Below are 21,844 nucleotides of genomic sequence, written 5' to 3' on the forward strand. Positions count from 1 at the left end.
GTCGGCTTCGGGTAAAAGCGTTGACAGCCGGCCGACGGCCGACCCGCGTCCTCAGACGACGGTCGCGAGCGCGTCCATCACGCGGTCGACCTTCTCCGCGTCGGCGTTGTAACCCATGTGGCCGACGCGGAGGATGTCGTCGGCGAGGTCGGCGAGGCCGGTCGCGAGGACGATGTCGTGTTCGGCCTCGAGTTCGTTCCGGACGCGCTTCGCCTCGCCGGGGAGGTGGAACGCCGTCACCGTCGGAGCGCTCCGCTCGGCGTCGGTGTAGAGGTCGAGTCCGAGGTCGGCCCCGCGCTCGCGGCAGTGCGCGGCGGCCTCCTCGTGGCGCTCGTAGACGGCGTCGAGCCCTTCTTCGAGAAGCATCGACAGCGACTCGTCGAGGGCGGCGACGTTCGCGCCGAGGTGGGTGTACGGGAAGCCCTCGCTCGTGTCGCGCCACGGGAGGAGGTTCGTGTAGAGGGAGTCGGGGTCGCGCTCCTCGATGACCTCCCACGCGCGGTCGCTGACGGCGGCCGTGGTGAGACCCGGCGGCGAGCTGAACGCCTTCTGCGACGCGCCGAGGTTGATGTCGATGTGCTCGCTCGGGACGGGCGTCCCGCCGAGCGAGGAGACGGCGTCGACGACGGTCAACACGCCGTGGTCGTGGAGGCGTTCGAGGACCGGCGCGATGTCGTTGAGCGTCCCCGTCGGCGTCTCGCAGTGGACCATGGTGGCGACCTCGAACTCGCCCTCGTCGAGCGCGGCTTCGACGCCCGCCACGTCGAGCGGGTCGGTGTAGTCGACACCGACGACGGTCGGCTCGCCGCCGTAGCTCTCGACGAAGTCGGCGAAGCCGTCGCCGTAGAGGCCGTTCGAGACGCAGAGCACGTCGTCGCCGGGGGCGACCGTGGAGGCGATGGCGGCTTCGAGACCGAGGATACCCTCGCCGCCCATGACGACCACGTCGTCGTCGGTGTCGTAGACGCGCCGGAGTTTCTCGCAGACGCCGTCGTAGGTGTCGAAGAAGGACTGCTCGATATCGGGGTTCGGCATCGGCTCGCTCAGTCGGTCGCGGACCCGCGGCGGGACGGCCGTGGGACCGGGTGTCATCAGCATGGATTCCCGTTACGAACAGAGCGTCTTAGCAGTACGGCATCCGCGGCGGGTGCCCGACCACGGCCTGCTCGGCGGGGGTGGCGGGCGGCGGACGCGGCCGGCGAGCGCGACCGTCAGCGTCGGCGGCGGACGGGAAGGCACAAAAGCGCCCTCGCCGTCACCCACGTGTATGGGCAAACTCTCACCTGCGGACCTCGACCGCTACGTCTTCTCGCGGACGGGGGCCCCCAACGACGACCTGCTCGTCGGGGCCGGCTACGGCGAGGACGCCGCCGCCGTCGCCACCGGCGAGGGGACGATGGTCGTCAGCACCGACCCCATCTCGCTCGCCGCCGAGCGCATCGGCACCCTCGGCGTCGCTATCGCCAGCAACGACGTGGCCGCCTGCGGGGGCGCCCCCGAGTGGCTCGTGAGCACCGTCCTCCTCCCCGAACCCGACGTGGACCTGCTCGACGACATCACCGCCCAACTCGACGCGGAGGCCAACCGACTCGGCATCAGTATCGTCGGCGGCCACACCGAGACGGTCGCCGGCCTCTCCCGCCCGCTCCTCTCGCTCACCTGCATGGGACCGACCGACCGCTACGTCCCGACCGGCGGCGCGGAGCCCGGCGACGCGGTGATTCTCACCAAGGGTGCCGGCATCGAAGGCACCGCCGTCCTCGCCACCGACTTCCGCGCCGACCTCGATACCGCCGGCGTCGACGCCGAGACGGTCGAGCGCGCCGCGGGCTTCTTCGACGACATCAGCGTCCTCCCCGAATCCGCCGTGCTCGCGTCCGCCGCGACCGCGATGCACGACCCGACCGAGGGCGGCGTCCTCAACGGACTGGTCGAACTCGCCTGCGCTTCCGGCGTCCGAATCGAAGTCGACGGCGACGACGTGCCCGTCCGCCCCGAGACCCGGGCGCTCTGCGACGCGATGGGCGTCGACCCGATGCGGATTCTCGGCTCCGGCGCGCTCCTCGCGGCGGTCCCCGGCGACGAGGCCGACACGGCTCTTGCCGCGCTCGACGACGAGCGAATCGAGGCGACGGTCGTCGGAACCGTCGAGGCGGCGAGCGACGACACGAGCGCGGCCGCGGACACCGACGTTGATTCGGACGCGGGCGTCGTCTACGACGGGACCCACTACGCCGACGGCGTCGAAGACGACATGTACGAACTCTGGGACTGAGCCGAACGCGGGTCGCCGACCGACGCCGTCCCGGGCGACCCGACCCAACACAACTTTGACTACTGAAATTCCACTTGTTGATATGACTGCCGAACGTCCGTCTCGACTCGCGAGCGACCCGCCGGAAGCGCCGCCAGCGACCCGGACCGCGGTGACCAGATGAGAGGCGTCGTCGTCGCCGGCACGGCCTCCGGCGTCGGGAAGACGGTCACGACGCTCGCGGTGTGCCGCGCGCTCGAACGCGAGGGCTACGCGGTCCAACCGGCCAAGGCCGGTCCCGACTTCATCGACCCCTCGCACCACGCCGCCGTCACCGGGAAACCGTCGCGGACGCTCGACCCGTGGCTCGAAGGCGAAGACGGCATGCGCCGGACCTACGCCCGCGGCGAGGGCGACATCTGCGTCGTCGAAGGCATGATGGGCCTCTACGACGGCGACACCTCGACGGCTCGGGTCGCCGCCCTCCTCGACCTCCCCGTGGTCCTCGTCGCGGACGCGAGAGCCGGGATGCAGAGCGTCGCGGCGACGGCCTACGGCTTCCGGACCTACGCGGACCGGATGGGAATCGACGCCGACGTGGCCGGCGTCATCGCCTCTCGCGCTCACGGCGGCCGACACGCCGAGGGTATCCGCGACGCGCTCCCCGAGGAACTGCCGTACCTCGGCCGAATCCCGCCGAGCGACGACCTCGAAATCCCGGAGCGCCACCTCGGACTCCACCTCGGCGACGAGGCTCCGCTGTCCGACGAGGCGCTCGACGCCGCGGCCGACGGGATTCGCGCCGACGCGCTCGCCGAGGTGGCGCGAGAGTCGGAGTGGAACACCGAGGAGTTCGAATCGGGCATTCGAGCCGAGTCGTCCCAAGCTACGGATTCGGACGGTCCGACGGTCGCCGTCGCCCGCGACGAGGCGTTCTGTTTCGTCTACCCCTCGACCCTCGACAGACTGGAATCCCTCGGCACCGTCTCGTACTTCTCGCCGGTCGCCGGCGACAGCCTCCCCGACTGCGACGGCGTCTATCTCCCCGGCGGCTACCCCGAGCGGTTCGCCGCGGAACTCGCGTCGTCGCCGACGCTCCCGGCGCTCGCCGACCGGGCCGCCGACGGCCTCCCGGTGTTCGGCGAGTGCGGCGGCCTGATGGCGCTCACCGAGTCGCTGACGACGACCGACGGCGACACCCACGAGATGGCCGGTATCCTCCCCGCCGACGTGACGATGCAAGAGCGCTATCAGGCGCTCGACCACGTGGAGCTCCGGGCGACCGACGGGACGCTGACCGCCGACGCGGGCGAGATGCTCCGCGGCCACGAGTTCCACTACTCGTCGGCCGACCCCGCGACCGACGCCCGGTTCGCCTTCGACGTGGAGCGCGGCACCGGCATCGACGGCCGCGAGGGACTCACCGAGTACCGAACCCTCGGCACCTACGCCCACGTCCACCCCGAGAGCGGGGCGTTCGACCGCTTCGTCTCGCGGCTGACGGACTGACCGCGGCGAGAGCGCGAGAGCGTGCGAGCGCGGGAGCGAGGGCGGCGAACCCCTATATACGAAGCCGCGACAAGCACCGACCGACGACCGACCCACGCGGGGCGGGACGGACCTGTCCGGTCCGCACCGACCCGACCCCGACGCGACACCGATTCACACTCAACGATGACCGACGCACCCGACGGAAATCCCGAGACAGACGACGAGACCACCCCCGACTCGGTTCGGGCGAACACCCCCGGCCGCGGCGTCCGCCCCGAAGCGGCCGCCATCGAACCCGCCGCGCCCGACGACTTCGGCCTCGTGCAGGTGTGGTGGGGCGACGGCAAGGGCAAGACCACGGCCGCGATGGGCATGGGCTTTCGCGCCGCCGGCCACGGCTACCGCGTCCACATGCTCCAGTTCCTGAAGGGCGGCGCGGACTCCGTCGAGGCCGTCCGCGGCGAGTACAACGCCATCGCGGCGATGCCCGGCTTCTCCTTCGAGAACCTCGGCCACTACGGCTGGGCCGGCATGGCCGACGGCAGCGACGACGCCGACCACGAGGCGCAGGTCGCCGCCGGTCTCGACCGGGCGCGCGAACTCGTCGACGCCGCGGCCGACGCCGACCTCACCGAACCGCTCGCCCTCGACGGCCCGCCGGAGGACGGCGTCCACCTCCTCATCATCGACGAACTCCTCTACGCCGTCGCGATGGGACTGCTCGACGAGGGAGACGTGCTCGACCTCGTGGAGCGAAAGCCCGAGCATCTCGAACTCGTGTTGACCGGGAGCCACGAGGAGCCGACCTACGTCTACGACGCCGCGGACCTCGTGACCAACGTTCGAAAGGAGAAACACCCCATCGACGCCGGCCAGCGCGCGAGAAAAGGGACCGAGTACTGACGCCGAGTCGGTGCCGGCTCAGTGCCGACTGAGCGCCGACTGAGCGGTGAGACAGCGCCGATTCAGAGCCGTCGGGCGATATCCAGCGCCTCGTCGGTCGGCACCGGTTCGTCGAGCGACCGGAGCGTCTCGACGAGCGCCGCGACCTTCGTCTCGTCGGGGTCGTCGCCGACCCGCTCCAAGAGCCGCCGGGCCGCGCCGGTCCCGCTCTGCGGGCCGAAGTAGAGCGTCCGCGACCCGCCGAACGCGGCCGGGTCGAACGGCTCGAACGTCGCCGGGTCGTCGAGCATCGCCGCGGTGTGGAGCCCGGACTCGTGAGAGAACACGTCCGACCCGAGCACCGATTTCTCCGCCGGCACCGACTCGCCGAGCGCCGTCAGCACGTCGTTCGCCCGGGGGATGAGCGTCGAGGGGTCGAGCGCCGGGCGGTTCACGGCGCGGCTCGTCTCGGCCGCGACGACGAACTCCTCGACGGGGACGTTGCCGGCGCGCTCGCCGATACCGCCGACCGACACGTCCACTTTCTGCACGTCGTGGGCGACCGCGGTGAGCGCGTTGGCCGTCGCGACGCCGAGGTCGTCGTGGAAGTGGACGCCGAGGCGGGTCGGGTCGGTGTCGAGGTCGTGGAGGAACGACGAGACTTCGAACGGCGTCTTCGAGCCCACGGTGTCCGCGATAGTGAGGTACGTCGCGTCTATCGAGTCGAACAGGTCGTCGAGGAACGCGGGGTCTGTCCGGAAGCCGTCCATCGCGGTGAAGTGGACCTCCAGCCCGGTCTCGGTCGCGGCGTCGACCGTCTCGCCGACGAGCGAGCGCAGTTCGTCCTCGTCTTTCCCGAGGAGTTCGGTCCGCTGTCGCTCGCTGGTCGGCGCGAACACGTCGATGACGTCGACGCCGGCGTCGACCGCGGCCTCGACGTCCTTCGGGACGGCCCGGGCGATGCCCGTCAGTTTCGTCTCGACGTCGACGGCGTCGCAGACCTCGCCGGTCTGTTCGCCCGCAATCGGGAACCCGACCTGCACGTAGTCGACGCCGAGGTCGTCGAGGGCGCGCACGGCCGCGACTTTCTGTCCCGTCGTGTAGGACGCGCCGGGTCGCTGTTCGCCCTCGCGGCAGGTCACGTCGAGGAGGACCGGCTCCGCGGCGGCCATTCAGACCCCTCCCGCGCGCCGGAGCGCGTCGATGTCGGCGGCGTCGTAGCCGAGCGACGAGAGGATGGCCTCGGTGTGCTCGCCGAGCTTCGGCGGGTCGGTCGAGTCGGGGCGGTCGAAGCCGCTGGCGACGACGGGGAACCGCGGGACGCTGACCGACCGCGACGTTCCCTCGGCGGTCTCGACCTCGGTGAAGAAGTCGGTCGCCCGCAGGTGCGGGTCCTCGGCGACCTCGTCCATCGAGTTCACCTTGGCGACGGGGACGCCGACCTCGCGCAGTCCGGCGACGAGGTCGGCCGCGTCGTGGGTCTCGCACTCGGCGCGGAGCAGGTCCATGAGTTCGTCGAGGTTCTCCCGGCGGCCGGGGAGCGTGTCGAACCGGTCGTCCTCGTGGAGGTCGAGGCCGAGCGCCTCGCAGAGCGCCGTCCACTGGCGCTCGCCCGAAGGACCGATGAACACCCACTCGTCGTCGGCCGTCTCGAACACGTCGTAGGGTGCCCAGTTGGGGTGCGACGCGCCCATCGGTCCCGGCACGTCGTCGTAGGCCTCGGTGTACGCGAGCCAGTAGCCCATCATCGAGACGGTGGACTCGAACAGCGGCGCGGTCACCTTCGACCCCTCGCCGGTCCGGTCGCGGCGGTAGAGCGCCCCGAGGACCGCTATCGCGCCGTAGAACGACGCGGCCATGTCGGCGATGCTCGTGCCCGACCGGACCGGGGGCATTCCCTCGTGACCGGTGACGCTCATCAGCCCCGACAGCGCCTCGGCGATGGGGTCGAGCGCGGGGTACGACTCGTAGGGACCGGGGTTGAACCCCTTGATGGAGCAGTAGACGAGGCCCGGATGCGTCTCTTTCAACTGCTCGTAGCCGATGCCGAGCCGTTCGGCGGTTCCCGGCGCGTAGTTCTCGACGACGACGTCGGTCTCGTCGAGCAGGTCGAAGAACGCGTCGAGCGCCGCGTCGGACTTGAGGTCGAGCGTGAGGCTCCGCTTGTCCCGGTTGACGTAGTTGAACGAGCTGTTACCGACCGGCGACGACCCGCGGATGAGGTCGCCGCCCTTCGGGTGTTCGACCTTGATGACGTCCGCACCGAGGTCGGCGAGGAGCATCGAACAGAACGGTCCGGCGATGATGTGGCCGAGTTCGAGCACGCGCACGCCGTCGAGCGGGAGCCCGCGCGTCGCCGACGCGGTCGCAGAGCCGGTCGCGTCCGCGGCGGCCTCGCTACTCTCGGCGCGCTCGGCGCTGTCGCCGCTCATGGAGTGACGCCCCCCGCCCCCGCGGGCGACGACGAGCGCTCGCTGGCGCGTTCAGACCCGAAGAGTATCGTCTCGCCGTCCTCGCCGAAGACGAACGCGTCGGCGAGGTCGAACGACACGTCGAGTCGGTCGCCAGCGACCGCGTCGTCGACGGCGTCGCTGACCACGTCGAAGGGGGTGCCGTCTTCGAGGCGGCCGTGGACCACGGACTCGGTCCCGAGCGTCTCGACGACCTCCACGTCGACCGAGAGCCGACACGCCCCGGCGGAGCCCACGTCGAGGTACTGCGGCCTGATGCCGAGTCTGACGCGGCCGTCAGTTGGCACGTCGACGCCCGCCGGAAGCGAGAGCGTGAGCCCGGGGCCGACGAGCACGGTCTCGCCGTCGCGGTGCTCGACCGCGCAGTCGACGACGTTGGTCGAGGGCATGCCGATGAACTGCGCGACGTACTCCGAGTTCGGGTAGTCGAACAGCTGTTTCGGCGGGTCGACCTGCGCGAGTTCGCCGTCGCGCAGGAGGACCACCTGGTCGCTCATCGTCATCGCCTCGGTCTGGTCGTGGGTGACGTAGACGACGGTCGTGTCGAGCTCCTGGTGGAGCCGCTGAATCTCGACGCGGAGGTCGGATTTGAGCTTCGCGTCGAGGTCGGACATCGGCTCGTCCAACAGCAGCACGTCGGGGTCCTGCACGAACGCGCCGCCGAGGGCGACGCGCTGTTGTTGGCCGCCGGAGAGCTCGGCGGGCATCTTCTCCAACTGCGCCTCGATTTGGAGGACTTCGGCGGCCTCGTCGATGCGCTCGTCGCGCTCGGCCTTCGGGACGCCGTGAATCTTCAGGCCGTAGCCGATGTTCTCGCGGACGGACATGTGCGGGTAGAGCGCGATGGACTGGAACACCATCGAGACGTTGCGCTCCTGCGGCGGGAGGTCGGTCACGTCCTCGTCGCCGAACGAGACGGTACCCGAGGTGGGCGTCTCCAGCCCGGCCAACATGCGCAGGGTCGTCGTCTTCCCGCAGCCCGAGGGGCCGACGAAGGTCGTAAACGAGCCTTCGGGGATGTCGAGGCTGAGGTCGTCGACGGCGACGTGCGTGTTTCCGAGGGTGCGAAACTCCTTTCTGACGGTGTCGAGGTGGATGCTGGTTGCCATTATTCGAGGCCTCCAACGCTGAAGCCCTGGAGGAGGTATCGTTGCAGGAACAGTGCGATGAGGAACGGCGGAATCGAGATGAGAAGCGAGACGGCCATCGTCTCGCCCCAGCCGATGCTGACGCGGTCCAAGAACAGCGACGCGCCGACGGTGATGGTGTACATCTCGTCGCGGCTCATCACGACGCGCGCCATGGTGAAGTCGTTCCACGCGACGGCGAACGCGAAGATGGCTGCGGAGATGTAGCCGGGCCGGGCGACCGGCAGGACCACGTCTCTGACGGTGCGCCAGCGGCTCGCGCCCCGGACCCACGCGGACTCTTCGAGCGCGATGGGGACGGTCTGGAAGTACTGCCACATCAGCCAGATGCAGAACGGCGCGGAGATGGCCGTCAGCGCGAGGGTGAGCGCGAAGTGGCTGTTGAGCAGGCCGAGCGTCGAGAAGACGACGTACAGCGGGATGGCGAGGACGATGGGGCTGAACATGTACGAGAACAGCACCGCCCGCGCCGCCAGCGACTTCCCGGTGAAGTCGAAGCGCGTCAGGCCGTAGCCCGCCGCGACCGCGATGGTCGTCGAGAGGACGGTCGACCCGAGAGTGACCACGAGGCTGTTGATGAAGTACCGAACCGTGTCGGTCGACCCGAGGAGGACGAGGAAGTTCCGGAGCGACGGCTCGGTGGGCAGCAGGTTCACCCGCCCGCCGGCGAACGTCGTCGCCGGCGACTGGATGGCGATGACCACCATCACGTACACCGGGATGATGGTGAACACCGAGATGAGAAGCGCCGTCAGGTAGACGGCGATTCGCTGGAGGCGTTTCTGGGTGTCGTGGGAGACGAGGCCGCGACCGGCGGACGTCGCCATCTCACGCCACCTCCTTTTCGGGGGCGAACGCCCGGAAGTAGACCACCGCGACGCCGGCGAGGAGGAAGAACATGACGCCGGCGAGCGCCGTCGCCATACCGAAGTTCACCTCGCTGAACGCGAGCTGGTAGACGCGAATCGGGAGCGTCGTCGTCTGCTGGAGCGGGCCGCCCCGGGTCGAGAGGTAGATGATGTCGAACTTGTTGAACATCCAGATACCCCTGACGAGGAGGATGATGAGAATCGCCCCGCGGAGGTGCGGGAAGGTGATGTCGCGGAACGCCTGCCACGTCGTCGCGCCCTCGACCCGCGCCCGCTCGTAGAGGTCGGGGTCGATGGCCTGCAGGCGCGCGAGCAGGATGAAGAAGGCGAAGCTGGCGAACTTCCAGACGCTCGTGACGACGACCGCCGGCATGGCGAACTCCAGGGTCGAGAAGAACGCTATCGGCTTGTCGATGAGCCCGGCGTCGACGAGGAACTGGTTCAGAATCCCGATGTTGGGGTCGAGGATGAACTTCCACATGAAGATGACAACGAGCGTCGGCAGGAGGTACGGGAAAATCATCAGCGTCCGCAGGGCGTCGCCGCCGCGGATACGCTGGTTGATGACGAGCGCGAGCCCCAGCCCGATGACGAGGCTCAGCCCCGTCGTCGCCACCGCGTAGACGACGCTGTTCCAGAGGAAGCCCCAGAACGCACCGTTTCCGAGGAGTTCCGCGTAGTTGCCGAGGCCGACGAACTCGGGGTTCCGCACCGGCGACGCGAACAGGCTCATCCCGAGCGCGTAGACGATGGGGATGACCCAGACCACGACGAAGAACGCGAGCATCGGGACGAAACACGCCGCCAACAGGAGCGTCGTGCCGTCCACGTCGCGCTCTCGGAGGGCCGACCCGGCGGCCGCCAACCGCGATTTGAGGGCCGTACTCATTGCAACCCGCGGAGCTCTTCGGCCAACCAGTCGACCGTCTCGTCGGGTGTGAGCCCGCCGACGAGAAGCTGGTCAGCCGCCTGTCCGAAGAGCTGTTCGCTGTAGGCGTCGGCCGCGACGATGTTCGGCGCGCCGCCGTCGCCCGTCGCGAGGACGCTCGTGAAGGCGTCCCAGTTGTCGCGGACGAGATTCATCACGTCGGGGTGCTGCTGGATGACCTCGTTTTCGGCCACCTCGGGCGCGTCGAGTTGCTCCCGCGTCGGCGGGAACTGGAACAGCGGCGCGGAGAGCACGAAGTCGAAGAAGCGCGACGAACTCGTGAAGAAGTCGACGAACGCCTGCGCGCCCTCGGTGTTCTGGCCGTCGTTGCGGACGAGGTGACCCTCCATGTACGCCCACCACCTGTCCTGTGCGGCCCCGCTCGGCACGGGGAAGGGCATCGGGCTGAGATTCTCGACGAGGTCGGGGCGGTTGGCCTGAATCGTGAGAATGGGGAGGCCGCCGACGCTGGCGATAGCCGCGGCGTTCTCCTGTTGGAGCGCGCCGATGGCGTCGCCCCACGCCCACCCCGAGCCGTTCGGCGAGTGTTCGGCCATCGACTGGACCCACTCGAACGTCTCGACGGCCGCCTGTCGGTTGTCGTCGTTGTCGAGTCTGACCTCGATGCCGTCGGAGGGGCCGCCGTAAATCTCCACGTCGTTCTGCCAGAGGTACTGCGTCATCTGGGTGTCGGCGTTGTTCGTCTGGCCCGACTGGATGACGTAGCCCTCCATCGACTCGTTGGCCGACACCTCGCCGGCCGCCTCGACCCACTCGCTCCACGACGCGGGCATCTCCGAGTACACGTCGTTTCGGTACCAGCCCATGAGCGGTTCGACCATCGCGGCCGCGAAGTACGACTCGCCGCCGACGCTGACCGGGTCGGGCAGGTCGTTGTCCTGAACCGCCCCCGTGACGGGCGCGAGGACGCCGTCGCGCTGGAGCCGGTACGCGTCCGTCGAGGTGTCGAAAAGCAGGTCCGGCGGGTTGCCCGCGGCGACCATCTTCTGCATCTCGGCGTCCGAGGAGGTCCCCTTCGCCGTGTAAATCATCTCGACCGTGTGGTCTGTCTCCTCCTCGAACTCGGCGATGATTTCGTCCATCACGTCCTTCGAGTCGCCCCGGTCCGAGAGGTATCGAATCGGCTCGTTGGAGCCGCCGCCACCGCCGCCGCCCAGACAGCCAGCCGTCGTTACCGCCGCCGCGCTCCCGACCGCCGCGAGGAACGTCCGGCGCGACGACCCGCGCGTTTTCCGCCCGTCACCACCACGAGAGTGATTCCCATTTATCATGGTAATTGCAAACAATACGTACACCGCTAGAGGGCACGGGAGTACCGCCTACCCCTGTTGGCTCTTTATATCGGAATCCGCGGATATGATGACGCGTTTCAGGTGTACTAGGTGCTTGAAATTCGGGATGCAACGTGCGCCGGGGCCGAACCGGTCCGGTCGTGGTCAGGTGCTGTCGGGGTTCGCGGGCGTCGTCGCGTCGGCGAGCGCGTCGCTGAGGAGTTTCTTTTCCGCCCGCCGGAGGTGTTCCAACACGGTCGGTCGGCTCACCTCGAACGCCGCCGCGATTTCCTCGACCGTGACGCCCCGCGGCCAGTCGTAGTAGCCGCGTTCGAGCGCGTAGCCGACGACCTCTGCCTGCCGCTTCGAGAGCCGCGTGGAGGGCCCGACGAAGGGCTTCAGCCGGCGGAGTTCGACGGTCCCGAGCGACCGGAGCCCCGAGATGATGGCCTTGAGGTCGGCCCGCCGGAACACGACCACGTCGAAGACGCGCGAGCGCCCGTAGAACTGGCTCATCCGCTGGAGCATCCCGTGGTTCTCGCGGATGACGGGGAGCGCCCCGGACGACCGCTTCGTGATGAGCAGTTGGTCGTCGCCGACGAGTTCGAGGTCGCGGACGACCTCGCTGGCGGCGAGCCGTTCGGCCATCTCGTCGCGGTGTTCCCCGGCGTCGACGACGAAGCGGATGTCCGTCTCGCCGAGCACCTCGCAGTTCGTCACGACGACCGGTCCGTCGACGAGGTCGCTCACGTGCGACAGCACGTAGTCCTCGTTCAGTTCGAGGAGGATGGTCGCGCGAAGCATCGGCTACCGGACCCTCCGGCTGTCGGGGCTGGGCGGGCGTCCGAGACGGTCCTGTTCGACCACGGCTACTGCGCCGATACGTCGCCCGCGGGTAATAGCTGTATCCCGAGTCGGGTGGCTGGCGGCGGGCCACCCGCTCGCGTTGGACGGTTCGCGGCCGCCAGTTCGACCAAGTTACTCCTCGTCGGGCGACACCGTGATGACGGGGACGGGGGCGCTCCGAACCGTCTGCTCGGCGACGCTCCCGAGGAGGATTCGGTCCACGCCGCTCCGCCCGGTGGTCCCCATGACGACGGCGTGGATGTCGTTGCCTTCGACGTACTCCCGAATCGACTCGCTCGGCGAGCCGTGTTCGATGGTTTCGGCGAGCTTCGTGACGCCGCGCTCGTTCGCCTCCTCGACGACCTTCGAAATCGCCTCGTTCGCGCCGCGCTCGCTCTCTTCGCCGGAGAGCATCGACCGAACGTCGAAGCCGAGCGCGGAGTCGTCCACGACCGACAGCACGTGGACCGTCGCGTCGAGTTCGGCTGCGAGTGCGAGGCCGTGGCTCGTCGCTCGTTTCGCGGAGCGGCTTCCGTCGGTCGGGATGAGGATGCGCTCGTAGGGGAACGTCAGCTCCTCGTCGGGCTTCATGCGGGCGGTGAGTACCGGCCGGTCCGACAGGCGGACGACCTTCTCCGTGACGCTCCCGCGGAGCTGTCGAGAGATGCCTTTGCGCCCGCGGGTCGGCATCACGACGAGGTCGTAGTCGTACTCCTCGGCGTACTCGACGATGGTGGGCGCGGGGTTGCCCTGCACCACGTCCGTCGAGTAATCGACGCCGAGGTTCTGGAGCGTCTCCGCCGCCTCCTCGACGACGCTCTCGCCCTCGCGTTCGAGCGCGTCGACCACGTCGTTCCCGACCACGGTGACGCTGTCGCGGGTCGTGTCGGCGACGAAGAGCAGTCGTATCTCCGCGTCGTCCCAGTGGGCGAGTTCGCTGGCGTGGTGGAGAACCGCGCTCGACGACGTGCTCTCGTCGACGGGCAGGAGGATGCGCTCGTACATAGCCTGTCATACACCCGGTCGCCGGTAAGTCCTTTCGCCGGACGGCGACCGCGGACCGGCCATCGTCGGGGGCGCTAGCTCCACCCGCACCACACAGTTATCACTCGACAGTCACAATCGGACGGTCATGGCACCGACAGACGAGTCTCCGCACGGCGGCGCGCGGACGCGGCGCCACCGCCGACAGGGCGGCGACGACGACGAAACCGGCGTCGACGCGTGGCTCGACGCGACGGTTTACTTCGGGCTCGGACAGCACCTACTCCTCGCGCTTCCGATGCTCTGGGTCGCCTTCATGACCGTTTCGACGCCCGTGGCGGTCACGACCGCGGCCGTCGTCTCGCTGGCGGTCGCCTGCCTCGCCATCGGTGCGCTCCGCATGAACGCCGTCTCCGTCGGCGCGCCGTGGCACCGAATCGAGGACAACGAAATCGGTCTCGGCCCCGACGCGGGCTACGGCTTTCTCGTCCGGCGGGCGGCCTATCTGAACGCGACGCTCGGCCTCGGGACGTTCCTCGGCGCGCGCGCCGACCTCGCCGGAGCGGGGCTCCCCGGTTCGGTCGTCGTCGCCGGCGGCGTCGCGCTCTGTGCGATGCTCGCGCTCCCTCGGCTGCGCGCCGCGCCGGCCCGCACGTCGGCCGCGGTGGCCGGCGTCTACTACGCCGTTTCGCTCCTCGTCGTCGCCACGTTCCCCGGGATGGTCGACCTGTTCTCACTGTCGCCGTCGGTCGCGCTGTGCGTGCTCGCGGTCGCGCTCGCCGCCGCGTTCGACGTGGCGACCGGCCGAGACCGGCGCTGACTCGGCTTCCTCGACCCACCGCCGTCCCGTCTTCCTCGGTCACCAAGTTTTCAACCCTCGCGCACCGACTCGTCGGGCATGACACCGATTCCGCGCACGGGCCGCCCTCCCGAGGTGCCGCGGCGTGACTGACGCCGCGCTCGCCGACGACCCCGTAGCGGCGCTCCGCACGGCGGCCGACACCCTCAGCGACCGGCGCGAGACGGTCGACGAAATCGGCCGCGAGGAGCTTCGGACGCTCTCGTCGGCCGTCAGCGACGTGACGGGGATTCTCGACCGGTTCGAAGAGCGGGCGACCGACGACCTCGAAGGCTACGTCGCGTTCCGCGAGACGCTGTCGAACCGGCTGGAGAAGGTCCCCGCCGACGTGCGCCACAGCGACGCCTTCATCGCCGCCAACGACTCGCTCACGACCGGCATCACCTCGTCGCTGTCGGCGTCGGACTTCGAGCAGGCCAGACGCGAGTTGGAACCCGCCCGCGAGGAGGCGGCGCTGCTCGACGAACTGGACGAGGCGAGAGACGACTACCGGAGCGCCCGACGACGACTGCGCGAGCGCGCGGACGAACTCGACGCCCGAATCGAGCGCCTCGAACGCGTAGAGCGACTCGGCGAGGTCGACATCGACGCGCCGGTGGACGAACTCCGCGACCCCATCGAGCGGTACGACGACGCCGTGGCCGAGGCGTTCGGCCGGTTCCGCGCCGAGTCGCCCGCTCGCGAGGTGCTCGCGTGGTTGGCGGCCGCCGAGTCGTACCCGCTCGTCGAGACGCCCAGTCCCCCCGAGCGACTGCGCGAGTACCTCGAAACCGCCGCCATCGGCGACGAGCCGATTCCAACGCTCGTCGAGTACGCCGGCTACTCGCGGTCGAAACTCGACCACTACGTGGACGACCCCAAGCGGTTCTCCGCGGCCGTCGGGACGAACAAGCGGTTTCTGGAGACGCTCGACGCCGACCCGCTGACCGTGTCGTGGCCGCCGGAGCCCGCCTCGGAACTCCGCTGGCGGACGAAGGAACTCGTCTCCGTGGTGAGTCGGTTCGCCGGCGACGAGACGGTCTCGCGGGCCCGCGAGGTCCACGAACTGACGTACGAGGAGTCCTACGACCGCCTCCGCGACGCCGCGGTCGCCCGGGCCGAACTCACCGACGACCAGCGCGACCGCCTCCGGCGGGGCGTCGTGGCCGACGAGTTGGCTTCGGCCCGCGAGGAGCGCGAGAGGGTCGCCGACTGCCTCGACGCGCACCCGCGACTGGACAACTGAGCGTCGCCCGGCGACCGCGGCGATGAAACCGTGAGGCGAGCGAGACGGCGACAAAAAACACTTACCGCGCTCGGCGGAACTGCCGACGATGCGTCTCCGGAAACTCGCTCTCCTCCTCGCGGTGGTCGGCCTCGTCTGTCTCCCCGCGCCGGTGTACCTGCCCGCGCTCGCGGGGGCGACGTCGCCGCCGCCGCAAACCTCGCAGTCGTACCGAGCCGAGACCGTGTCGCTCGCGAACGAATCGGACATCGAGACTATCGTGAGTCGCCACGGGCGGACGGTCTCGATTTCGGTGCACCAGATCAGCCACCGGTACTCGGCCGGCGAGTACCGCGCGCCGAACGAGACCCGCGAGACGCTGGCGGCGGCGATGCGGAACGGCACCGCCCGGACAGCGTCGGCGGGCGCGAGAGCCGACCTCCAAGCCATAGCGCGGAACAACACGTACGTCCACGACGCCTACGGCGAGCGCCAGCAGTACTACCGGTTCAGCGTGGAAGAAAACGGCTCGGTCGTCACCGCGCGAAACGCCACGCTCCAGCGCGTCGCAAACGCCACCGTCGAGCGAGGGGCGTATCGCTACGAGAACCTCTCGCCGGGGGCGAGAGAGACGGTCGATAGAATCCTTCGGAACTCCTCAGATGAGGACTTCGGCTACCGACCGCGGGTGAACGACGCCTTCGTGGACCGCCTCCCGGCGCTCGTCGAGAAGGATGGAACGCTCCACAGCATCACCGTCTACGGCCACGTCGACGACTTCGGCTTCGGAGTCTCGCTCGTCGTCGGACTCGGCGTCGCCGGCGTCGGCGCGGTCTTGATTCTCGTCGGTGGAGTGCTGTACGCCGTTGCGTGGTGGCGCGAGTAGCGGGAGAAGAACGGTCGAACCGCGAGACCGCGGCTCAGTTCAGTTCAGTTGGCGTCGACGATTTCGACGTCGAAGACGAGCGTCTCGCCGGCGAGCTCGTGGTTGAAGTCGATGCGGACCACGTCGTCGTCGGCGTGGACGATTTCGCCGAGGCCGCCCTGCTGGGTCTGGACGTACAGTCCCTCCTCGGGCTCGTCGCCGAGCACCTCGCGGAGCTGTTCGGTCTCGTGCTCGCGGACGAGGTCTTCGTCGTGCTCGCCGTAGGCCTTCTCCGGCGGAATCTCGATGCTCTCTTCGTCGCCGACGGACATGCCGACGAGCGCCTCGTCGAGGCCCTCGATGACGGTTCCCGCGCCGACTTCGACCACGAGCGGCTCGTAGTCGCGGTCGCCCTGCGCCTCGGAGAGTCCTTCGGCGTCGGCCACGTCCTGACGCGACGTGTCGAAGACCGTGCCGTCGGGGAGCTTTCCAACGTATTCGAGCGAAACGGAGTCGCCGGTTTCTATCGTCATACCGCCTACTCTCTGCCGGAGACGGATAAGTGACCGTACTGCCGGCGAGAGTATAATTTATCTGTTACATCGAGGCGCGCGCTCATGCTCTCAGCACGCCACTAGATAGCATGGCGTTCGCTCGAACAAACGGTATCGACACCTACTACGAACGGCGGGGCGAGGGACCGCCGGTGGTCTTCGTTCACGGCGCGGTTCTCGACCACGGCCAGTGGGACCGCCAGACTGAGGCGCTGCGCGACGACTACACGACAATCTCGTACGACATCCGGGGACACGGCCGGACCGGCGGCTCGGAGCCGGCGACGTACTCGATGGAGCTGTTCGCCGACGACCTCGCGGCGCTCGTCTCGGAGTTGGACCTCGACCGGCCCGTGGTCTGCGGACTCTCGACCGGCGGCTGTGTCGCGCAGGCGTACGCGATGCGATACCCAGATAGGCTCTCGGGGCTCGTCCTCGCGGACACGTTCTCCCCGGTCGTCTTCGACCGTCTCGAACGGTTCCAGCGACTCGTCGTCCCTCGGTTGACGATTCCGTTCGTTCGACTCGTCGGCTACGAGCGCGTCGAGAAGGTCATGGTCTGGTTCCAAGAGCGGCTGTCGGGAACGCCCGCGGGCGGCGACTACGGAAACGTCGAGCGTCTTCGGGAGCGCGGCCCGCCGATGGCGACCGACGAGTTCGCGAAGGTGATTCGGGCGGTCAGTCGGTTCACCGACTCGTCGGTCGTCCTCGGCGACATCGACGTCCCGACGCTGGTCCTGTACGGCGAGAACGAACTCCCGTTCGTGCGCAGGCACGCCGCGGCGTTCGGCGACGGGATTCCGACCGTCACGGTCCGCGCGGTCCCCGGCGCAGGTCACGCGTCGAACCTCGACAACCCCGCGTTCTTCGAGGACGCTCTTCGGGAGTTCCTCGACGGCCTCAGAACAGTCGCCAGATGAGCGACCGGAGTTTGTAGCCCAGCGACCCCCGCTGGTAGCCGTTCCACCCGCTCATGCCACCCGCGAGGGTCGCCGCGTCGTATCCCTCCTCGCGGAGGAGCCCCGTCGCCCGCTTCGCGACGATGCCCATCTTACAGACGACGACCACGTCGCGGTCCCGCGGAATCTCGTCCAGCCGACCTCGAAGCGAGGCGTCGTCGCCCGACCGGAGGTCGTCGTAGACGGGGACGTTGCGGCTCCCCTCGATTGCGCCGCGCTGGTAGTTCGACTCCGGGCGGATGTCGAGGATGAAGGGGTCGTCCCCGTCGGCGAGGCGGGCGTCGAGTTCGTCGGGGCGAATCGTGGTCACGGCTCTCCCCACGTCGCTGGCGCGGAAAGCGCTGGTGCTTCCGGCGGCCCGGTGCTCTACCGACGGCCCGCCGACCGTCGTCGGTCGCACGGGCGTTCGACGCCGTCCCGTCCGCCGGGAACGACGCCGTAGCTTGAACACGGCGGTCCGCGTAGCGCCCCTATGGAGTGGGACGAGCGCTACCGGACCGGAACGTACCCGACCGACCCCGAGCCGTCGCCGGTGTTACGGTCGTACCTCGACGAACTGCCCGAGGGTCGCGCCCTCGACGTGGCGGCCGGAAACGGCCGCAACGCGCTTTTTCTCGCCGCAAACGGCTACCGGGTGGACGCGCTCGACCAGTCGAGCGAGGGACTGAGTATCATCGACGAGCGCGCTCGGTCCCGCGGATTCGCCGACCGCGTGGAGACGATTCAGGCCGATGCGACGGCCTACGACTTCTCCGAGTCGACGTACGACCTCGTCACCATCAGCTACTTCCGGACGCTGGACCGCCTCGCAGACATCAAAGCGGCGCTGAAACCCGGCGGCGTCCTGTTCTACCAGCACCACCTGCGGGCCGACCCGCCGGCGACGGTCGGGCCGAGCACCGACAGATACCGTTTCGACTCCAACGAACTGCTCCGGGCCTGTCTCGACCTCACCGTACTCTACTACGACGAGTCGACCGAACTCCGCGACGACCGACGCTCCGCGACAGCGACAATTATCGCGCGGAACACGAGGGGTGGCGCGCAGTCGTACCCGGAGAGAGGAATAGAGCAATAATAAAACCGACACACCAAATCGGGAGTGGCATAGGATTCCTGATGCGCGTTATAACGACCGAAGTAAAATAAATCATAGAGAGTTTCTGAAACACTCGTCTTTTTATTCCGAGTTGAATTGCGCTCACACCCGATATCAGACCGCTTTTTCAGGGCACCGACAGTAGAGTCAGAAACATAATATAGGTTTGAAAGGTAGTTTATCTAAATATCTGTTGCGAGACTGCCCGGCGACGCGCTGTCTTCTTTTGAGAAAGTGTTCGAATAATATTGTTTTTCAACGCTCCCCCGGACCAGTCGGTCGGCGAGAAGATAGGGTCCGATCGATGTCCCGGACACGAAGTCGGACTACCGGCCCGCCCGGATTCGGTTCTCTAATCTGAGAAACACATATGTTCTTTCGGGTTCGAACCGATGGTATGTCAACGGACTGGTTCGCTGAATCGGGTTCGACGGGAGAGGTGACCGTCGAAGAGCGCGACGGTGCGTGGTTTCTACAATCAGCCGAGTCCGAATCTGACGTGAAATGTATCTTTGAGGACGACAGCTCGCTCTCGGCTTCGTCGGGCCCCCAACGAGTCAGTATCACCGTCTCGAATTACATGAGAGGGCGCGGCAACGAGGTGAACTACCTTTTCGCCTCAATCGGAGACGACCCATCGAGCTCGAGTTCCAAGGCCACGGAATCGTCGGCGAATCGGGACGGAGTTGCGGCCTCGAACACAGATTCAGGCGACACCGAGACTCGGAATCCGACCCGAACGCTCTCGGAACTCACCGGGAGCGGGGCGTACGTGACGGTGGAGGCGACCGTCGACGAGGTTTCGTGGGTCAACAAGAACGACCCCGAGACGCCGGACATCCTCGGCTACCTCACCGACGAGAGCGCACCCGAAGGCGTCGTGTTCGTCGTCCCCGAGGGCGTGAGCCACCCGTACCTCGGCGAGGGCGCGCGGTTCGAGTTCGCCGGTGCGAAGGACCACCACTACCGCGCGAAAGACCAAGTACAGCTGCTGATAACGGACGCGACGCAGTTCACTCAGCTCGCGTCGTCGGATGAAGGCGTCCACGGGTCGGGACGCGGCGACGGGCGGGACCGGGGTCGGTCACCGGGCGACCGCGAGAAACTCGGAAGTCTTCGAGACATCGCAGAGAGCGCCATCGGCGACGAGACGTTCGTCGAGACGCAATCGGGCGACGACTCGCTCGTCGGGGCGGCGAAGCGTCGCGCTCGAAAACAGCAGCGTGACCCCGCCATCGACCCGCGAACGCGCGCCCTCGCCGAGGACGAAAGGGAGGGTTCGAACCGAGACGACGACTGAGCGGCGAGCCTAACCGGATTGGCCGGTGACTGATTGGGCTGCGCGTCGAATCGCCTCCCGTGGCGGTACGCCAACGCCGCCGCGCCATCATTCGGTTGGCTCCGTCCGTTCGATTTTTATCGCTCCGCGACGGTCATACACGAATGACCGTGTTGGATTGGCTCGACGAGCCGCGCATCATCGACACGCACGCCCACCAGCCGACCGCGGAGTTCCTCGAAGACGCCGGCGGCGAGATGATGCGGGACGCGGCGAACAGGTTCGGCGCGGAGATGGAGACGTGGAGCTACGAGGAGATGATAGCCGAGTACCGCGAGCACAACATCGGGCGGGCGGTGCTCCTCGGGTGGGACGCCGAGACGAACACCGGAAATCCGCCGGTTCCGAACGACTACGTGGCCGAAGTGAGAGACGACCATCCCGACTTCTTCGTCGGCTTCGGGAGCGTTGACCCCCTGAAAGACGACTGCGTCGAGGAGGCGGTTCGGTGCGTCGAAGACCTCGGTCTCTCGGGGTTCAAGTTCCAGCAAATCGCACAGGGGTTCGACCCGAGCGACGACGAGCACGCGGAGTTGTTCGACACTATCGAGGACCTCGGCGTGCCGGTCGTCTTCCACGGCGGGAACTCCACCCTCGGCGCGTGCTCGCCCGGCGGTCGCGGCCTGAAAATCAAGTACGGAAACCCGATGCTCATCGACGACGTGGCCGCCGAGCATCCGGACCTCCAGATTCTCATCGCCCACCCGGCGTACCCGTGGGAGAGAGAGCAACTCGCCATCTGCCAGCAGAAGGGCAACGTCTACATGGACCTCTCGGGGTGGCTCCCGAAGTACATCGACGAGCAGGTGCTCCACTACGCCAAGACCGTCCTGCAGGACAAGGTGATGTTCGGCACCGACTACCCGATGATTCGGCCGGGCCGGTGGTTCGAGTCGTTCGAGGAGCACTTCGACGCCTCCGAGGAGGTGAAGCGAAAGCTCCTCTGGGAGAACGCGGAACGGTTCCTCGGCCTCGACTGAGGCGGGACAGAACGGGACGGCCGAGACGAGACGAAACGGGCCGGGACCGGCGTCCTCAGTCGAACTCCGGCCGCCGCTTTTCCAAGAACGCGGAAACGCCCTCCTCGTGGGCGTCGGTGTCGTAGGCGAGGGTCTGCGCGTGCGCCTCGCGTTCGAGGCCGTCGGTCCACGACCGGCCGAGATTCGCGTGTATCGCTTCCTTCGCCAGCGCGAGCGTCTCCGTCGGCTGTGCGGCGAGCGTCTCTACCGTCTCGTCCACGGTGGCGTCGAGGGCGGCGGTGGCGACCGCCTCGTTCACGAGGTCGAGTTCGGCGGCGCGCTCGGCCGAGATGAGTTTCCCGGTGAAGGCGAGTTCCTTCGCGGCCCGGAGGCCGACCAACCGGGGGAGCGTCACCGTCGCGCCCGCGTCGGGGACGAGACCGACGTTGACGAACGACGCGCCGAACCGAGCGTCGCGGGCGGCGTAGGCGAAGTCGCAGGCGGCGACGACGGAGGTCCCCGCGCCCACGGCGTCGCCGTTGACGCGGGCGACGACCGGCACCGGAGCGGTGAGAATCGCCTCGGCGACGCGGCCGAGGGTGCCGCGGACGCGCTCGTAGGCCTCGCGGGCGGTCTCGTCGCGCTCGGCCATCGCCCGAATGTCGCCGCCGGCGCTGAAGGCGTCGCCGTCGCCGGTTATCACCGCGGCGTCGAACGCCTCGGGCGTCAGTTCTTCGAGCGCCGCCGAGAGCTCTCGGGCCACGTCGGCGGTGAACGCGTTTTTCGCCTCGGGTCTGTCGAACGTCACGGTCCGGACGCCGTCGGCGTCGTCGACTCGCAT

Annotated in this window: 22 protein-coding genes; 10 read left to right on the forward strand and 12 right to left on the reverse strand. The window is 68.3% G+C overall.

The window, feature by feature from the left end:
- Nucleotides 1-51: 51 nt before the first annotated feature.
- Nucleotides 52-1,098 (reverse strand): alanine--glyoxylate aminotransferase family protein, encoded by a 1,047-nt coding sequence (locus C5C07_RS17655; RefSeq protein WP_115805724.1) that lies wholly within the window; start codon nucleotides 1,096-1,098, stop codon nucleotides 52-54.
- A gap of 169 nt (nucleotides 1,099-1,267) precedes the next feature.
- On the opposite strand from C5C07_RS17655, the gene C5C07_RS17660 reads away from it, so the two are divergent.
- The 3 genes from C5C07_RS17660 to C5C07_RS17670 all read left to right on the forward strand — a co-directional run bounded on the left by C5C07_RS17660 (nucleotide 1,268) and on the right by C5C07_RS17670 (nucleotide 4,648).
- Complete coding sequence (locus C5C07_RS17660; protein WP_115805725.1) at nucleotides 1,268-2,275, forward strand: AIR synthase family protein; 1,008 nt, start codon at nucleotides 1,268-1,270, stop codon at nucleotides 2,273-2,275.
- A 159-nt stretch (nucleotides 2,276-2,434) separates the two neighbouring features.
- Nucleotides 2,435-3,763, forward strand: a complete 1,329-nt coding sequence (locus tag C5C07_RS17665) for a cobyrinic acid a,c-diamide synthase (protein WP_115805726.1) — start codon at nucleotides 2,435-2,437, stop codon at nucleotides 3,761-3,763.
- 165 nt (nucleotides 3,764-3,928) lie between these two features.
- A complete protein-coding gene (locus C5C07_RS17670; RefSeq protein WP_115805727.1) occupies nucleotides 3,929-4,648 on the forward strand; it encodes a cob(I)yrinic acid a,c-diamide adenosyltransferase in 720 nt (239 codons plus the stop codon).
- Between the two features lie 62 nt (nucleotides 4,649-4,710).
- Here the strand turns inward: C5C07_RS17670 and C5C07_RS17675 are convergent, their stop codons facing one another.
- From C5C07_RS17675 to C5C07_RS17710, 8 genes are all read right to left on the reverse strand, one after another.
- The gene (locus C5C07_RS17675) at nucleotides 4,711-5,799 is read right to left on the reverse strand and encodes a LeuA family protein (RefSeq protein WP_004978366.1); all 1,089 of its coding nucleotides are present in this window, start codon (nucleotides 5,797-5,799) and stop codon (nucleotides 4,711-4,713) included.
- Nucleotides 5,800-7,059: a CaiB/BaiF CoA-transferase family protein gene (locus tag C5C07_RS17680; RefSeq protein ID WP_004978363.1), complete on the reverse strand. Its 1,260-nt coding sequence runs from the start codon at nucleotides 7,057-7,059 to the stop codon at nucleotides 5,800-5,802. It abuts the gene before it with no gap.
- Entirely contained in the window at nucleotides 7,056-8,207 is a 1,152-nt protein-coding gene (locus C5C07_RS17685; protein ID WP_004978361.1) for an ABC transporter ATP-binding protein, read from the reverse strand. The genes C5C07_RS17680 and C5C07_RS17685 overlap by 4 nt, the downstream gene beginning before the upstream one ends.
- The gene (locus C5C07_RS17690) at nucleotides 8,207-9,073 is read right to left on the reverse strand and encodes a carbohydrate ABC transporter permease (protein ID WP_004978359.1); all 867 of its coding nucleotides are present in this window, start codon (nucleotides 9,071-9,073) and stop codon (nucleotides 8,207-8,209) included. The genes C5C07_RS17685 and C5C07_RS17690 overlap by 1 nt, the downstream gene beginning before the upstream one ends.
- A gap of 1 nt (nucleotide 9,074) precedes the next feature.
- Nucleotides 9,075-10,004 carry a carbohydrate ABC transporter permease gene (locus C5C07_RS17695; RefSeq protein WP_004978357.1) on the reverse strand — a complete coding sequence of 310 codons (930 nt, stop codon included), beginning with the start codon at nucleotides 10,002-10,004 and terminating at the stop codon, nucleotides 9,075-9,077.
- Nucleotides 10,001-11,335, reverse strand: a complete 1,335-nt coding sequence (locus C5C07_RS17700; protein ID WP_231608406.1) for an ABC transporter substrate-binding protein — start codon at nucleotides 11,333-11,335, stop codon at nucleotides 10,001-10,003. The genes C5C07_RS17695 and C5C07_RS17700 overlap by 4 nt, the downstream gene beginning before the upstream one ends.
- 165 nt (nucleotides 11,336-11,500) lie before the next feature.
- On the reverse strand, nucleotides 11,501-12,139 hold the full coding sequence (locus C5C07_RS17705; protein ID WP_004978354.1) for a helix-turn-helix domain-containing protein: 639 nt from the start codon (nucleotides 12,137-12,139) through the stop codon (nucleotides 11,501-11,503).
- A 174-nt stretch (nucleotides 12,140-12,313) separates the two neighbouring features.
- Entirely contained in the window at nucleotides 12,314-13,186 is an 873-nt protein-coding gene (locus C5C07_RS17710; RefSeq protein WP_004978353.1) for a universal stress protein, read from the reverse strand.
- 127 nt (nucleotides 13,187-13,313) lie between these two features.
- Here C5C07_RS17710 and C5C07_RS17715 point away from each other — a divergent pair, with 127 nt between their 5' ends.
- The 3 genes from C5C07_RS17715 to C5C07_RS17725 all read left to right on the forward strand — a co-directional run bounded on the left by C5C07_RS17715 (nucleotide 13,314) and on the right by C5C07_RS17725 (nucleotide 16,114).
- Complete coding sequence (locus C5C07_RS17715) at nucleotides 13,314-13,985, forward strand: hypothetical protein (protein WP_004978351.1); 672 nt, start codon at nucleotides 13,314-13,316, stop codon at nucleotides 13,983-13,985.
- Nucleotides 13,986-14,109: 124 nt separating this feature from the next.
- On the forward strand, nucleotides 14,110-15,249 hold the full coding sequence (locus C5C07_RS17720) for a hypothetical protein (RefSeq protein WP_004978350.1): 1,140 nt from the start codon (nucleotides 14,110-14,112) through the stop codon (nucleotides 15,247-15,249).
- 88 nt (nucleotides 15,250-15,337) lie between these two features.
- Entirely contained in the window at nucleotides 15,338-16,114 is a 777-nt protein-coding gene (locus C5C07_RS17725) for a hypothetical protein (RefSeq protein WP_115805728.1), read from the forward strand.
- Nucleotides 16,115-16,158: 44 nt separating this feature from the next.
- Here the strand turns inward: C5C07_RS17725 and C5C07_RS17730 are convergent, their stop codons facing one another.
- Nucleotides 16,159-16,626: a peptidylprolyl isomerase gene (locus C5C07_RS17730; RefSeq protein ID WP_004978347.1), complete on the reverse strand. Its 468-nt coding sequence runs from the start codon at nucleotides 16,624-16,626 to the stop codon at nucleotides 16,159-16,161.
- A 110-nt stretch (nucleotides 16,627-16,736) separates the two neighbouring features.
- On the opposite strand from C5C07_RS17730, the gene C5C07_RS17735 reads away from it, so the two are divergent.
- Nucleotides 16,737-17,567, forward strand: coding sequence for an alpha/beta fold hydrolase (locus C5C07_RS17735; RefSeq protein WP_115805729.1), 831 nt, complete (start codon nucleotides 16,737-16,739; stop codon nucleotides 17,565-17,567).
- Here the strand turns inward: C5C07_RS17735 and C5C07_RS17740 are convergent.
- Nucleotides 17,548-17,916, reverse strand: a complete 369-nt coding sequence (locus C5C07_RS17740) for a rhodanese-like domain-containing protein (protein ID WP_115805730.1) — start codon at nucleotides 17,914-17,916, stop codon at nucleotides 17,548-17,550. The genes C5C07_RS17735 and C5C07_RS17740 overlap by 20 nt on opposite strands.
- Before the next feature lie 162 nt (nucleotides 17,917-18,078).
- Between C5C07_RS17740 and C5C07_RS17745 the strand changes: the two genes are divergently transcribed.
- From C5C07_RS17745 to C5C07_RS17755, 3 genes are all read left to right on the forward strand, one after another.
- Nucleotides 18,079-18,684 (forward strand): bifunctional 2-polyprenyl-6-hydroxyphenol methylase/3-demethylubiquinol 3-O-methyltransferase UbiG, encoded by a 606-nt coding sequence (locus C5C07_RS17745; RefSeq protein WP_115805731.1) that lies wholly within the window; start codon nucleotides 18,079-18,081, stop codon nucleotides 18,682-18,684.
- 793 nt (nucleotides 18,685-19,477) lie between these two features.
- Nucleotides 19,478-20,005: a hypothetical protein gene (locus C5C07_RS21960; protein ID WP_233510451.1), complete on the forward strand. Its 528-nt coding sequence runs from the start codon at nucleotides 19,478-19,480 to the stop codon at nucleotides 20,003-20,005.
- A gap of 143 nt (nucleotides 20,006-20,148) precedes the next feature.
- A complete protein-coding gene (locus tag C5C07_RS17755) occupies nucleotides 20,149-21,024 on the forward strand; it encodes an amidohydrolase family protein (RefSeq protein WP_004978335.1) in 876 nt (291 codons plus the stop codon).
- 55 nt (nucleotides 21,025-21,079) lie between these two features.
- Here the strand turns inward: C5C07_RS17755 and C5C07_RS17760 are convergent, their stop codons facing one another.
- Nucleotides 21,080-21,844, reverse strand: a complete 765-nt coding sequence (locus C5C07_RS17760) for an enoyl-CoA hydratase/isomerase family protein (RefSeq protein ID WP_115805732.1) — start codon at nucleotides 21,842-21,844, stop codon at nucleotides 21,080-21,082.

This window comes from Haloferax sp. Atlit-4N (assembly GCF_003383025.1).
In the GTDB taxonomy this organism is placed as follows: Archaea; Halobacteriota; Halobacteria; order Halobacteriales; family Haloferacaceae; genus Haloferax; species Haloferax gibbonsii.